The sequence below is a fragment of the Paenibacillus sp. FSL W7-1279 genome (assembly GCF_037969845.1).
In the GTDB taxonomy this organism is placed as follows: Bacteria; Bacillota; Bacilli; order Paenibacillales; family Paenibacillaceae; genus Paenibacillus_AQ.
In genome coordinates this window covers 667,100-679,726 of the sequence record NZ_CP150215.1, presented here as the reverse complement: position 1 = coordinate 679,726, position 12,627 = coordinate 667,100, and the positions used below count along the sequence as shown (strand labels likewise).

Genomic DNA, 12,627 nt, shown 5'->3' with positions numbered 1-12,627 from the left:
CACATCACCCGCTATATATGGCAATTCGCCCCTCTTTATCACGGATAAGGTGAGAAGTTATCTGATTGCTGCTTTTTCACGATATTCCTGCGGTGTCATCCCGAATTGATCTTTAAATACCTTAATGAAATATTGGGAATTCGAATATCCAAGCTGTTCGGATATTTCGTAAACCTTGGCCTCCGAATCTTTTAATTGAACTAAAGCCCGTTCCATCTTTACTTTATGAATATATTCACTAATGCTGCTCCCTGTCACTTGTTTGAACAGCCTTGACACATAAGACGGGTGCAGCGAGACATGGTCGGCTGCTGCTTGAAGGCTGGCATTCGCATAACTGTGGTCTACATAGTGACGGATCTCATGAACCACTCTCTGCTGGGTTGAACGTGTATCCGTCTCCAGCTTGTCCTTTAAAAGGTCCGCCAGCTCTTCTCCCCATCGAATCAGTTGCTCCAGTGAGCGAAAGGAGGATCTTTGCATTCGTTCATATCCCACTAAATCAGATAAAAGTTTTTGATTTTTATGAGCTATATAATGAAATGAGGCCAGCAGCAAGCTGCGGATTTCTTCAAAATATTCCTCATTATAACCGGACAGGCTCCCGCACTCCTGTTTGATTCGGTTCAGCCGTTCCTTATAACCTGTCCATTGCCCGGTCTCCAGCAAATGAATAAGTGATGGCGGCTCGTAGAGAATGGTTAAAGGCTGTACAGAGGTTTCTTTAGGTTTTCCTGCCACCGACAGTAAATATCCTTGGCAGTTACCCACCTGCTGTCTCAGCGCATATACGGCATCTTCGTACATTGTCCGCACATCTTGAGCGAACAAGCCGGAATAGGATACTACGACCGAGATGCCCCCCTTCAAATATTCATTCACATTGTAGTGAAGTTGATCTGCCTTATAATTAAGCTGCTTCATCACGTTCTCTTGATCCGGTACCTCTTCGTCTTCCTTGTGTTTAAGAATAAGCACGAGATATTCATATGGGTCCCGACAATGCCAAACTTCAAAGCTGTCCCCAAATATCTCTTCCGCAATATTAATAACGGCATATTCGAACAGCATCTGGCTGTCTGGTCCATAATTGGTGAAACGCTCTTCCAAACGTATCAAAACCAAATATATCCGATCCTGCTCGTGAATGGAGATCTGATAGACTTCCATTTTCTCCGCCAGCTCGCCCGCTTTAAATTTTTTCCCCTGAATCAGCTCACACAGCAGCTTGTCTTTCAGCATGGGCAAATGCTCATAGAAGGCAAGCTTGGCGTTATCTAAAGAGGCTGATATACGCAGGTCCTCCTGAATCTTCTGTATAGTTGACTCGAGTGCAGAACGCAGCTTGTTTTGATCAAGCGGTTTGACCAGATATTCAAGCACTCCATGTTTAAGCGCTTCTACCGCGTATTCAAAATCAGAAAATCCCGTAAGCAGAATACATTTGGTTTGGGGATGGCTTTCTCTCGTGTAGCCAACCAGCTCCAGTCCGCTCATGCCTGGCATGGCGATGTCCGTAATGAGGATATCAATTAGATATTCCTGCAGGAGCTGCTTGGCTTGAAGCCCGGAATAGGCCTTATGGACTTGGCCGATTCCGAACTCCGTCCATGGGAAGGCGACTTTCAGATCGTCCACCACATATTGTTCATCGTCAACCAGCAAGATCTGCAGCATGTTCAACGTCTCCCTTCTGGATGTGAATCCGGTAACAGGTTCCCTTAGAAAGCGCTGATTCAATAATAATGCCGGAGTTTTTTCCGTAATACAAACGAAGCCGCTGGTGCACATTCCGGATGCCGGCTCCAAGAGCTCCATTCTGTGGTACCACGTCATCCATGTGTCGTTGAATAGCCTGCCTTCTCTCTTCCGTCATCCCTACCCCGTTATCCGAAATGACTATTTGGAACCCATCCTTGATAAGCACAGCGGTTATAGAGACAATCCCTGGCCGTATTCCCGGCTCAATTCCATGCTTCACGCAATTCTCGACCAAAGGCTGAAGAATCATCCTTGGCACCCGTTCATCATAGAGGCTTTCCGGAATGTGTATGTCAAAGGCAATCTCTCGTTTACGGAGCTGGACGATGGAAAGAAAATGCTCTACAAATGTGTACTCCTCCAGCAAGGTAGAATCAACCAGCTCAATTTTATGAATATACCGGCAGTAAGACCCCAGGTGAAGTGTCATTGCCGTTACGGATTCGTAATCTTTGACACTTGCCTTGCTTTGAATGTAATTCAAGCAATTAAACAGAAAATGGGGATTAATCTGGGCTTGATACTGTTTAAGCTTGGCTTCCTTCACTTCAATTTCAATTAACAGCACCTGCTCGATCAGTCTTTGGGTATTCTCGGCCATGCGGTTGAACGAATTGCCAAGCATCCAGAACTCGTTGGAATTCAGAGTGGCGACCCTGCTGGACAAATCTCCCCGGTCAAAGCGGTTTATCGCTCTCCGAAGCACATGAATAGGCTTTTGAACTTGTTTTTGCAACAGCAGGGTATAACCGAGAGCCCCTATGAGTACGATTAGAACCGCATAAACAAAATACTGGTTATTGCGAAAGATTTGTTTGGTATACTGGCTCTTAGGGTGATAGTCGAGAAAATAAAGATCGAGCATATCGGATTTCATGTAGTTAACCAGATACTCTGTTCCCTGATCCTTTAATACAAAAGAACCGCTTTCGCCAGTGATTCCTTCTGCTATCGTCCGATATGAATCCTCGTGGAGATCAAACTCCCTGCGAATGAACGTATTTTTTCCGGCATCATAAAGCAAAGGAATTCCAGAATTGTACTGCTGCATCATCTTTTTTATATTTTCCAAAGAAATTCTAACCTCGATCAACAGCGCGCTGAGATGACTCCGCATGATATAGGAGTAATAACCTGTTTCGTCATCCTCCATATGAATCGTCCATTCGTTGTATTTTGCATCCGGAAGCTTGAATGTTGTAAACGAAAAGGAATTCGCGGATGAGACCATTTCTCTTTCATTAAGATAGTAGAGAATCACGGTATTGTTCCAGGAGGTGGAGGCCGAGTTCAACGCCAGCTTATCCATAATGGCAAGCTTCGTCTCATACCGCGAATATTTATCGCCGGATTTTATAGCATAAGGAAAGCCGCGGACCGTGGAGTCTTGAGAAAGCGTCATCGTATTCATGAGCACCTGTTCAAACTGGCTTGAAAGCTGGGAGGTGATAAAACGGATATCATTCATCTTGTTCTTATTGACTTCGGACTGTATAGCTTTGATATTCAAGTTATAAATGTACCAGAAAGCGATAACAATAACCGCCACCATGAGCAGAAGAAATAATAGAAGTTTCTGAAAAATGGACAGTCGCGTTATCATTAGCAGTTCCTCCTGGAGCATGATCTGTATCAATCTTGGCAGCAAACTTACATTTATTATGACTGGATTGGTGTTCTAGCCAATAAGAATATTGCAAATAAAGGGCAGCCTTTAAGGCTGCCCTTGTCCAACCTGTGTCCTATTTATTTCTGGACAGATTGATACCAGGCGTTAACTTCTTCCGTTATTTGATCCCCGCCGGTAGATTTCCATTTTTCCACAAAGGCATCAAACTCGTCAATGGAAGCTTTATCGTAAATAATTTTGTTCAGGACTTCTTTCTCCAATTTGCTCAACATATCCCCGCGGGACAATTGTGTAGGAGTTGGCGCACCTGTGAACATTTCCGGCATAACAGCATCTTTCTGATCGATTACAATTTTGGCTGCTTGAATCTGCTCAGCAATACGTTCCGATAGGATTTTCTCATACTGGTTAGCCGGCTCGGCTCCGTCTGCAAGCTTGGCCAGGGAGTTCATCATCAGATTTGGAATGATCGCACCGTCAAAGGTCAGCGTATACCGAATGGCATCCACCCATCCGCCAGGTATTTTATCGCTCTGCTGCTCTCTATACACTTCTCCGTTCGGACCAATATCGTAATCATAACCTTTGGCAAATCCATCAGTAAAGACCGTGCTCTCCGGATTAGCCCAGTGATCAAACAGGTAATTCTGATACACGAAGAAAGCGTCTTTATGTTTCATATCCTTGTTAATCAATACCGCGCCGCTGCTGATCGCAGTACCGTGACGTCCAATTTTGCCATCCGGCCCTGCTGGCAGAGGGTATGGCTTGTACTCTGCATCCGGAACGTTTACCTTCAAGTCTGGAAGCGGCCACCCTGTCATCCAGTACGGACCTACGATAATGCCGGACTTCCCTGCCGTGAATGCTTCCGTCGCCTTATTTTCATCATACAACCCGGACTCGGCAGAGATGTATCCCTTATCCATCCACTCCTTCATTTTGAGTAGAGCAGGTTTCATTTCAGGCTGGACAGAACCGTAAACAAGCCGGTTATCTTCTGTTTTGTTCCACTGGTTCGGCATGGCCCCAAACATTCCGAATATCCATCCGGAATCCGACATCCAGGTGTTCAGGTTGTTTTTAAACCCCACGGAAAGACCTGTCGTATCGTTCTTGCCGTTTCCGTCCGGATCTTGATTTGTGAAAGCATCCATGACGGTCTCGAGCTCAGTTATGTTTGTCGGTGCCTTCAGGTCCAGCTTTTTAAGCCAGTCTTCTCTGATATACATCACAGGATCATTATTGTAGGCATTTTCCAAAATCGGAATACCCATTCTTTTTCCATCTCTCATCAAAGGATTCCAGACATTCGGATCCTCTGCCATCGCCTTTTTGTAAATATCAGAAGCGTATTTATCAAACAACTCACCTGCATCCGCAAATTGCCCGCTGTCAATCAGATCGGCAATCAGGGCAGGACTTCCCCGGAATGCCACAATGTCAGGCATTTCTTCGCCGGCCGTCAGCATGAGACGCAGCTTGGTTTCATAGGCATTGTTTTGTTCGCTGACTGTCCATAAGTATTTTATATCAATGCCAAGGGCCTCCTTTGCCCACCGGGTATGGACGTTGTCTTCGATGTTTTCTCCGTTTTTGAACTTCAGGTTGCTGGAAATCGGAAATACGGTGGTCAAGCTTACCGGTTCTGTATATTTGCCGTTTTCAAAAGGAGCCGAGTAAAAGCTCTCCTCCCCCGTACCCGCTTCTTCTGTTGTTTTTTTGCTGGTACCGGAGCAGCCTGCTAATACGCCGGATAACATGACGGTACTTAATAAGGCCATCACGGTTTTTTTCATCGTTATTGCCATTTTTTCAACCCCCTATTAATCTTTAAAAGTGATATGTGCAAGATGTTTATTATCAAATGCGAACCTGTTCTCTTACGGCCAGCCTTCCCTCACCTCCCATCGAAATGCTATGGAGACAATGGCTCTATTCTTTAACAGCCCCTAGTACAATGCCTTTTACGAAAAACCGCTGCAGAAACGGATAGACAAGCAGAATCGGGGCCATTCCGATGAAAATCTGAGCCGCTTTAACCGTTCTCTGAGAGATGTTTTCGAGATCCTCCGGCCTGACAGATACCTTACTGAAATCTTGCTGAACAATAACTGTCTGCAAGTAAGAAGCTAGGGGATAATTTTTGTGATCTGTCATGAACAGCAGGCCGTCAAACCATGAGTTCCAGTGGCCGACTAAGGTAAACAGGGAAAGCGTAGCCAAGGCGGGTGTTGAAATCGGTAGATACACACTTAGAAGGGTCCTTAAATGTCCCGCCCCGTCAATCAACGATGCTTCTTCCATCTCCTTTGGAATCCCCCGAAAGAAATTAAGGAGCAGGATCATATTCCATACCGAAACCGCACCAGGCAAAATCAGAACCCACAGCGTATTCAGCATCTCCAGATTTCGAATCAAGATATAGAAGGGGACTAAACCGCCGCTAAAGAGCATGGTAAACACAAAATACCATATGTAGATATTTCTTCGTTTAAAGCTGCGGGTCTCCTTGGACAGCGGGTAAGCCGCAAAGATCACAATGAGCATACCGAACACGGTGCCCAGGACCGTACGCTGGAGTGTAACCCAAATGGATCTTATAAAATTTTCATTCGCTATTGTTTTTACATAAGCATCCCAAGTGAAGTCCACCGGCCACAGCTTGACCAGATTCGCGCTCGCTGCCGCCTTGCCGCTGAATGAAACAGCCAGAATATGAACCAAGGGAATAATGCAAGCCAGCGAAACCGCAATCATGAACACGTAGTTAAACACTGTAAAAGCTTTGTAAGAAGTCGATTTATGATACAAGCGCCCTGAGGCCTCCTTTCTTCTAGAAGATTCGGTAATTCGCCAGTTTATAGGCCATCCGGTAAGCGATAACGATCAGGACAAAGCTGACAACCGACTTAAACAGACCCACAGCCGTGGAGAAGCTGAATTTACCGCCGATAATTCCGTAGCGATAAACAAAGGTATCGATAATATCGCCTTTATCATAGACGAGAGCATTATACAGATTGAAAATTTGATCAAAGCCCCCGTTCAATATATTGCCGAGCGCAAGTGTGCCGACCACGATCGTAATCGGAAGCATGGAAGGGATGGTAATCGACCAGGTTTGCTGCCATCTTCCCGCTCCGTCCACTTCTGCCGCCTCGTACAGCGAGGGATTGATGCCTGACAGCGCTGCCAGAAAAACAATGGTGTTGAAACCGAACTCTTTCCACACATCACTCACTACCACGACAAAGCGGAACCAGTCCCCGTCTCCCAAAAAGAATATCGGTTTTATGCCAAAAACGCCGGTTAGAGTCTGGTTCACAAGGCCCCCATCCTGTGCCAGCAGATCAATCAAGATCCCCCCCACAAGTACCCAAGACAGAAAATGAGGCATATAAACAATCGTTTGGACTACTCTTTTAAAGAGCATCTTTCGGATCTCATTTAAAAGAAGAGCAAAAATGAAAGGAACGATCAGATTCGCAACCATCTTCAGCCCTGCGATAATGACCGTATTCCAGATGACTTGAACGTTCTCATCAATGCTGAACAAAAATTTAAAGTGATCAAATCCGATCCACTCTGATCCCGTCATCCCTAACGCCGGCCTGTAATTTTGAAACGCCATGACTAGACCTGCCATTGGAATGTAAGAAAAAATAAACGTCAGAATAAGCGCCGGTGCCAGCATCATATCGAGTACAATCGTCTTTTTCCACTTCGCACCCTTTCGGTTTGAAGCAGCCTGCGTTATACTCTTGCCGCTCTCCCTTTGCTTATTGGATGATTCCGTTTGTTTCATTCGCATGCTTCCCTTCTGTACCAACATGGTTGACCTTTCTTATAGATTTATCTTACCGTCCCCATGAATTCAGATATACGGTAATTTAAAAGCATCGATAACAAATTGTTGCTGTCAGCGTAAATCCTGTAATCTACTATAAATATGAAAAGCGCCTCTGATATGAATGGCCTGAAGAATCACAGGTCCTTCCCTATCAGGGGCGCTATAGTAGCATGGTTTTACTTTAGATGCTCCAACAGTGCTTGTTTACCGGAGATGATTCCTGCATGCGCAGTCCGTCTAATGATATCTGATGCCCATGATCCCTGCAGGTCCAAGAATTCCACGCCTTGAGATTCCTTCCGCAGGTTTTCCAGATCCAAAATACGGGATAAGCTGACCACCATTCCTCACGAGTAATCGATTTATTAGGCTTAAAGCTGCCATCCTTGTAACCTTGAATAGTTCGGCTGCAGCGAAATCAGCAAGAGCATCCCGTGCCCAATGCTTGTGGGTATCCTTGAAATCGGCAAGCTTCGTGCCATTCACATCGAGGAGACTGGACAGTACAAATACAAACTCGGCACGGGTAATTGCTCTATCCGGCCTCAGTTGGAGCCGGCGTTGGTACCGGTGCCGGTGCTGGAGCTGGCGTTGGTGCCAGAGTTGGGCCTGATGTCGGTGTTGGCGTGCTCAAGGTAACAGGAGGAATCATCCAGGAAGCGGCAGAAGGCAGCTTTACTCCTGCCGCTTCGATCAAGATTCCGTCTCGCTTCTAATTAAAGCTCATGAATTAGAGGGTACCGCCAAATCGGAGTTCTTGTTCAGCGATGTGCATACTAACGAGGATATCGCCGATGATATCGCCGTTGCAGTGGAATGGGGATTGTAAGCGCCTTTACTCACCAGACCTTTAGAGGATATCAGCCGCTCACCGCCAGAACATGATGGTGATGACCGTCCGTGCGCTGAAGACAGCCGGCTAGCCGCTGGCAGACGGCGGGGATCTTACTGCATTTTCGGATGTCGACAAGATTTTGGGATATGCTGAACAGAGCATCGCGGCCTTGATGAGTCAAGGAGTTGAGCCACAAGATCTTCTCTTACATACGGAGGCAGCCAGTCATTTTGTATCGGATTTGGAATCTCTTATATAGCATGTTTATTGTTCATCCTTATCCAGAGAGTACTTCGAACTTTTTCAACAGCCGATACCAAGTGAGGATCTCCTTCGCCTCATGCGTACGCAGCGCCAACAGCTTGTCGAGGAACACCCGCTTGCCATAGGAAGCGCGATCGAGCGGAACTGCCGCAGGTGCACCCACCCATCTGCCGACAGCAGAAGGACGGCAGCACAAGCGACAACCAGCTCTTCCAGTATTTAGAAGCGCAACGCCGAATTGCTCCTTGATCTCCTTCATGAAGGCATCCACCCGGCCGGTGCTAAGCGGAAAGTCCGGCGATCCTCCGGGGAAAAACGACCATGTGGGACGCGTCCAGTCCGATAATACCGATATTCAACAGCGTCACACCCGGTTACTCCCCCCCTTTTGTGCCCTTTTCGCGCAGCTTCTTGCCTTCCTTGCCGTACAAATCCTTCAAGATTTTTTTTCCTGTCGGCGTCTGCGCAAGTCCGCCCTTCGCGGTCTCCCGGTGCTTGGACGGCATGGCCGTCCCGACCTCCAGCATCACGTCAATCACTTCATCCGACGGGATGACGCTTCGAACGCCGGCCAGCGCCATATCCGATGCCGCCAGCGCGGTCACGGCACCGAAGCCGTTGCGCACGATGCAAGGAATCTCGACCAGTCCGCCAACCGGGTCGCAGATGAGCCCTAAGGAATTTTTCAGTGCAAGTCCAACGGCATGAACCGCTTGCTCCGGCGTGCCGCCCCTCAGCTCTGTCAGAGCGCCTGCCGCCATGCCGATGGCTGAGCCCACTTCGGCTTGACAGCCGCCCTCCGCACCGGAAATAAACGAATTGTTGGCGATCACGTAGCCGATCGCGCCTGCGCTAAACAGCCCCATCACCAGATGCTCGTCTTCCCAGCCGAAGCGCTCCTGCGTGCTGACGAATACGCCGGGGATAATGCCGCAGGAGCCTGCTGTCGGCGTAGCCACGATGCGCCCCATGGAGGCATTCACTTCGGACACGGACAGCGCGTAGGCCAGTGCCGTGCAAGCGTCGGTACCGAGCGCAGGCACCCCGCTGCTCATATATTGATGGACGCGCACGGCATCCCCGCCGGTCAGTCCGCTTTTGGAAGGAACAGGTTCATGGATCCCCCGGTGCACCGCTTCCTTCATAATGCCGTAATAATCGGCCATTTGTTTAAACGTCTCTTCCTTGCTCTTGCCGGTTTCCTTGATCTGCTCATTCAGCATCAGCTGGCCGATTGTAACCTGGTCCTCCCGGCAGCACGCAATGATTTGCTCCAGCGTAGAAAACTTCATGACTGCGCCTCCTCTACTGTCAAATCCGCAACGACGACGCGGTGCACGCTCGGCAGCCCTTCGATATGCTTCATCAACTCAGCCGGGACCGCTTCATCCGACTCCACCACCGTCATGGCATCGCCGCCTCTTCCCTTGCGGTCCACGTCCATATAGGCAATGTTGACGCCGCCTGCCTCCAGGAGCCGGGTGATATGCGCGACCATGCCCGGCGTATCATCATGAAAGACCAGCAGCACCGGATAATTCATCGTAAACTTAACGTCGAAACCGTTCACGCGCAGCATTTCCACACTGCCTCCGCCAATGGAAGCGCCTGCAATGACGTCGGTATGATCGCCGTCCGTCAGCCTCAGCTCAACGGTGTTCGGGTGAAAGGCCACATTCTGTGCCGTTTTGAAATTAAGTTCAATGCCTGCCGCCTCCGCAAGCTCGATCGAATTCCGGATACGCATATCATCCGTGGCAAAATCGAGCAATCCGCCCACGACAGCCAGATCGGTGCCGTGGCCGCGGTAGGTTTCGGCAAAAGAACCGTAGAACACAATTTCCGCTTGATCGGGGAATGCTCCAAATATGCGCCGCGCAGCCCTTCCGATCCGCACGGCCCCAGCGGTATGAGAGCTCGACGGCCCCACCATACTGGGCCCAATAATAGAAAACACATCTTTAAACCGCATGCGCGATTCCCCACTTTCAACTATTCTGCCCTCATTGTATCAGTCCGCCAGCCAACTTTCCAAGTGCTCTTGTATAAAATCGTCATCGTTCAAATGCGGATAATCCCGGTAGACTCTGTCAATCTCTTCGGATTGTCCGGGAGACAGCGTTTCATGCGGATTCAGGCACCATGTGCCTTGCAGCAGCCCCTGCCTGCGGAGCACCTCATGGATGCCCGGAATACAGCCTGCAAACTGATGTGCGGGATCAAAAAAGGCCGCATTGGAGTCGGTAATCTCCACATTGCGTATGAGCCACTCCTTCGCGAATTGCTTCTCTGTGCGTGCCTCCTTGATTTCTTCCAGCAGCTCTACCGCTTTCTTGGTCCAGACCGCCCAATGACCGAGCAGACCGCCGACGATAGGCTTGGTGACCAGCGTCCCGTCCACTTGGAATTGATACGTCGTCAGCAAATCGTTGACGATGTTATCATCATTCCCCGTATAGAGCGCAATGTCATCTCTGCGGCTCGAATAACAGACGGCACGGACGACGTCAATCGTCTGATAGCGGTTGAAGGGAGCCATCTTGATTGCCACGATATTCGGAATTTCGGCGAAGGCGCGCCAAAAGTCGAAGGAGAAGATGTTGCCCCCAACCGACGGCTGAAGGTAGAACCCGATCACCGGCATCCTCTGCGCAATCGTCTCCGTGCGCCTTAGAATGTCTTCTTCACTCCAGCCGCTTAAACCGCCCATGCTGAGGAGGACGGCGTCATAGCCGAGCTTTCGGGCGATCTCCGTTTCCTCTACAGCCTGCTCCGTGGGGCCGCAGACGCCGGCCACCATAATGAACGGGCGATCCAGCTTCGCCTTGCGAACCTCTTCTGCCGCAAGTCGCAGCACGGGTTCATACAAGTCGATGCCCTTGTCACGGATCTCGAATTGTGTCGAATGAACGCCGACGGCAACACCGCCCGCACCGGATGCCGCATAATAGCGCGTTAATGCCCGCTGGCGTCGTTCGTCCAGCTTTCGGTTCTCATCCAAAGCAAGCGGGTGAGCCGGTATGACAAGCCCTTCATGCAGAGCTTTAAGCTTCTCGGGGGCTAAACGTTGAGTTGCAGGAACCTGTCCGCTCATTAGAATTTCCCCTTTCTCTCTTGGAAGTGAGTCGGCTTATTCCAGCTCTCGCCGCCCGATTGTACCCATGCTGCGGTCCAGTCCAGCATCTGCAGCAGAGACACCTTCGGATAACCGAACAGCTGGTGGGATTTCGCAGCATTGTTCAGGAGTGCGGTCTCGGATTCCGTACCCGTAAAGGTCACTTCCTTGCCCATCCGTGCCGCCAATTCCTGTGCCGCCCAGCGGATCGACATCGTCTCCGGTCCGGTAATGTTGATGATCTCCGGAGGAGAGCTGCAGTGCAGGAGCGAACGGAGCGCCATCTCATTGGCATCTCCTTGCCATATGATATTCGCATGCCCCATCGCCAGGTGAATCGGCCGGTCCTCGTGAATCGATCTGGCCAGCTCATGCAGAACGCCGTACCGCATGTCGATGGCATAATTCAGGCGGTAAATCGCCATCGGCGTACCATTCTGGTGGGAGAAGTATTCAAAGACGCGCTCTCTGCCGAGACAAGACTGCGCATACTCTCCAACCGGCTCCGGCGCAACGGATTCGTTGACTCCGCCACTGCCCACCGGTGAGAACGGGTACACATTTCCTGATGAAAATACGACCATTCTGGATTGCTTGAATTTCTCGGCCACCCGGCCCGGCAAGTACGAGTTCATCGCCCAAGTAAAATATTCACGCCCGGTCGTGCCGAATTTATTGCCCGCCATGTAGATCACGTTCGGAGCCTCGGGCAGCTGCTGCAGTTCCCCATCGTTCAGCAGGTCGCACGACATCGTCTGAACGCCCGCCTCCTCCAGCTCACGTCTAGCCTCCTGGTTCGAGAACCGCGATACGCCGATGATCCGTTTTCCTCCACCGCCTTCCCGAACGGCGTTGGCCGCCAGCCTTGCAAGGCTGGGACCCATTTTCCCGCCGACGCCCAACACAAGAATATCCCCCTCCAAAGATGCCAGATCGGCAACAAGCTGTGCTGAAGGCTCCGCCAGCTTCGCTTCTAATTCCGCAACGGTTAACATGAACAATCTCCTCCTCCGATTGATGATTCTTCTTCATCATACGGCCCCAATTGATATAAAGACAAATCTTTAAATCGTCTTTAAATAGGTAGATAGATCGTGTTTAGAGGAAGTTTTTACCTGCGAAATAAAGATGCTAAGCCTCGGATGTTTATATTTTCTTATCTCCTAAAA

The 12,627-nt window shown here is 49.4% G+C and carries 11 protein-coding genes; 1 reads left to right on the top strand and 10 read right to left on the bottom strand.

Annotated elements, in window-relative coordinates:
* Positions 1–57: 57 nt before the first annotated feature.
* From MKY82_RS02850 to MKY82_RS02830, 5 genes are all read right to left on the bottom strand, one after another.
* Complete coding sequence (locus MKY82_RS02850) at positions 58–1,677, bottom strand: response regulator (RefSeq protein ID WP_220686745.1); 1,620 nt, start codon at positions 1,675–1,677, stop codon at positions 58–60.
* A complete protein-coding gene (locus MKY82_RS02845) occupies positions 1,655–3,364 on the bottom strand; it encodes a histidine kinase (protein WP_220686746.1) in 1,710 nt (569 codons plus the stop codon). The genes MKY82_RS02850 and MKY82_RS02845 overlap by 23 nt, the downstream gene beginning before the upstream one ends.
* Positions 3,365–3,507: 143 nt before the next feature.
* On the bottom strand, positions 3,508–5,202 hold the full coding sequence (locus MKY82_RS02840; protein ID WP_339221331.1) for an extracellular solute-binding protein: 1,695 nt from the start codon (positions 5,200–5,202) through the stop codon (positions 3,508–3,510).
* Positions 5,203–5,326: 124 nt separating this feature from the next.
* The gene (locus MKY82_RS02835; protein ID WP_028406193.1) at positions 5,327–6,205 is read right to left on the bottom strand and encodes a carbohydrate ABC transporter permease; all 879 of its coding nucleotides are present in this window, start codon (positions 6,203–6,205) and stop codon (positions 5,327–5,329) included.
* A gap of 22 nt (positions 6,206–6,227) precedes the next feature.
* Positions 6,228–7,091 carry an ABC transporter permease subunit gene (locus MKY82_RS02830; protein ID WP_220687530.1) on the bottom strand — a complete coding sequence of 288 codons (864 nt, stop codon included), beginning with the start codon at positions 7,089–7,091 and terminating at the stop codon, positions 6,228–6,230.
* A gap of 683 nt (positions 7,092–7,774) precedes the next feature.
* Between MKY82_RS02830 and MKY82_RS02825 the strand changes: the two genes are divergently transcribed.
* On the top strand, positions 7,775–7,960 hold the full coding sequence (locus tag MKY82_RS02825) for a hypothetical protein (protein ID WP_220686748.1): 186 nt from the start codon (positions 7,775–7,777) through the stop codon (positions 7,958–7,960).
* Positions 7,961–8,356: 396 nt separating this feature from the next.
* Here the strand turns inward: MKY82_RS02825 and MKY82_RS02820 are convergent, their stop codons facing one another.
* The 5 genes from MKY82_RS02820 to MKY82_RS02800 form a co-directional block, all read right to left on the bottom strand.
* Positions 8,357–8,602, bottom strand: a complete 246-nt coding sequence (locus tag MKY82_RS02820) for a hypothetical protein (protein WP_339295450.1) — start codon at positions 8,600–8,602, stop codon at positions 8,357–8,359.
* Positions 8,603–8,717: 115 nt separating this feature from the next.
* Entirely contained in the window at positions 8,718–9,635 is a 918-nt protein-coding gene (gene sdaAA / locus MKY82_RS02815; protein WP_220686750.1) for an L-serine ammonia-lyase, iron-sulfur-dependent, subunit alpha, read from the bottom strand.
* Entirely contained in the window at positions 9,632–10,315 is a 684-nt protein-coding gene (gene sdaAB / locus MKY82_RS02810; protein WP_071222255.1) for an L-serine ammonia-lyase, iron-sulfur-dependent subunit beta, read from the bottom strand. The genes sdaAA and sdaAB overlap by 4 nt, the downstream gene beginning before the upstream one ends.
* A gap of 39 nt (positions 10,316–10,354) precedes the next feature.
* The gene (locus MKY82_RS02805) at positions 10,355–11,437 is read right to left on the bottom strand and encodes a dihydrodipicolinate synthase family protein (RefSeq protein WP_220686751.1); all 1,083 of its coding nucleotides are present in this window, start codon (positions 11,435–11,437) and stop codon (positions 10,355–10,357) included.
* The gene (locus MKY82_RS02800) at positions 11,437–12,453 is read right to left on the bottom strand and encodes an NAD(P)-dependent oxidoreductase (RefSeq protein WP_339295449.1); all 1,017 of its coding nucleotides are present in this window, start codon (positions 12,451–12,453) and stop codon (positions 11,437–11,439) included. Before MKY82_RS02800 ends, MKY82_RS02805 begins: the two co-directional genes overlap by 1 nt.
* Positions 12,454–12,627 lie beyond the last annotated feature (174 nt).

What these genes read in the sequence shown, in the direction of transcription:
- MKY82_RS02850 (WP_220686745.1), bottom strand. Translation starts at nt 1,677, where the DNA reads ATGCTGCAGATCTTGCTGGTTGACGATGAACAATATGTGGTGGACGAT.
- MKY82_RS02845 (WP_220686746.1), bottom strand. Translation starts at nt 3,364, where the DNA reads ATGATAACGCGACTGTCCATTTTTCAGAAACTTCTATTATTTCTTCTG.
- MKY82_RS02840 (WP_339221331.1), bottom strand. Translation starts at nt 5,202, where the DNA reads ATGGCAATAACGATGAAAAAAACCGTGATGGCCTTATTAAGTACCGTC.
- MKY82_RS02830 (WP_220687530.1), bottom strand. Translation starts at nt 7,091, where the DNA reads ATGATGCTGGCACCGGCGCTTATTCTGACGTTTATTTTTTCTTACATT.
- MKY82_RS02820 (WP_339295450.1), bottom strand. Translation starts at nt 8,602, where the DNA reads ATGAAGGAGATCAAGGAGCAATTCGGCGTTGCGCTTCTAAATACTGGA.
- sdaAA (WP_220686750.1), bottom strand. Translation starts at nt 9,635, where the DNA reads ATGAAGTTTTCTACGCTGGAGCAAATCATTGCGTGCTGCCGGGAGGAC.
- sdaAB (WP_071222255.1), bottom strand. Translation starts at nt 10,315, where the DNA reads ATGCGGTTTAAAGATGTGTTTTCTATTATTGGGCCCAGTATGGTGGGG.
- MKY82_RS02805 (WP_220686751.1), bottom strand. Translation starts at nt 11,437, where the DNA reads ATGAGCGGACAGGTTCCTGCAACTCAACGTTTAGCCCCCGAGAAGCTT.
- MKY82_RS02800 (WP_339295449.1), bottom strand. Translation starts at nt 12,453, where the DNA reads ATGTTAACCGTTGCGGAATTAGAAGCGAAGCTGGCGGAGCCTTCAGCA.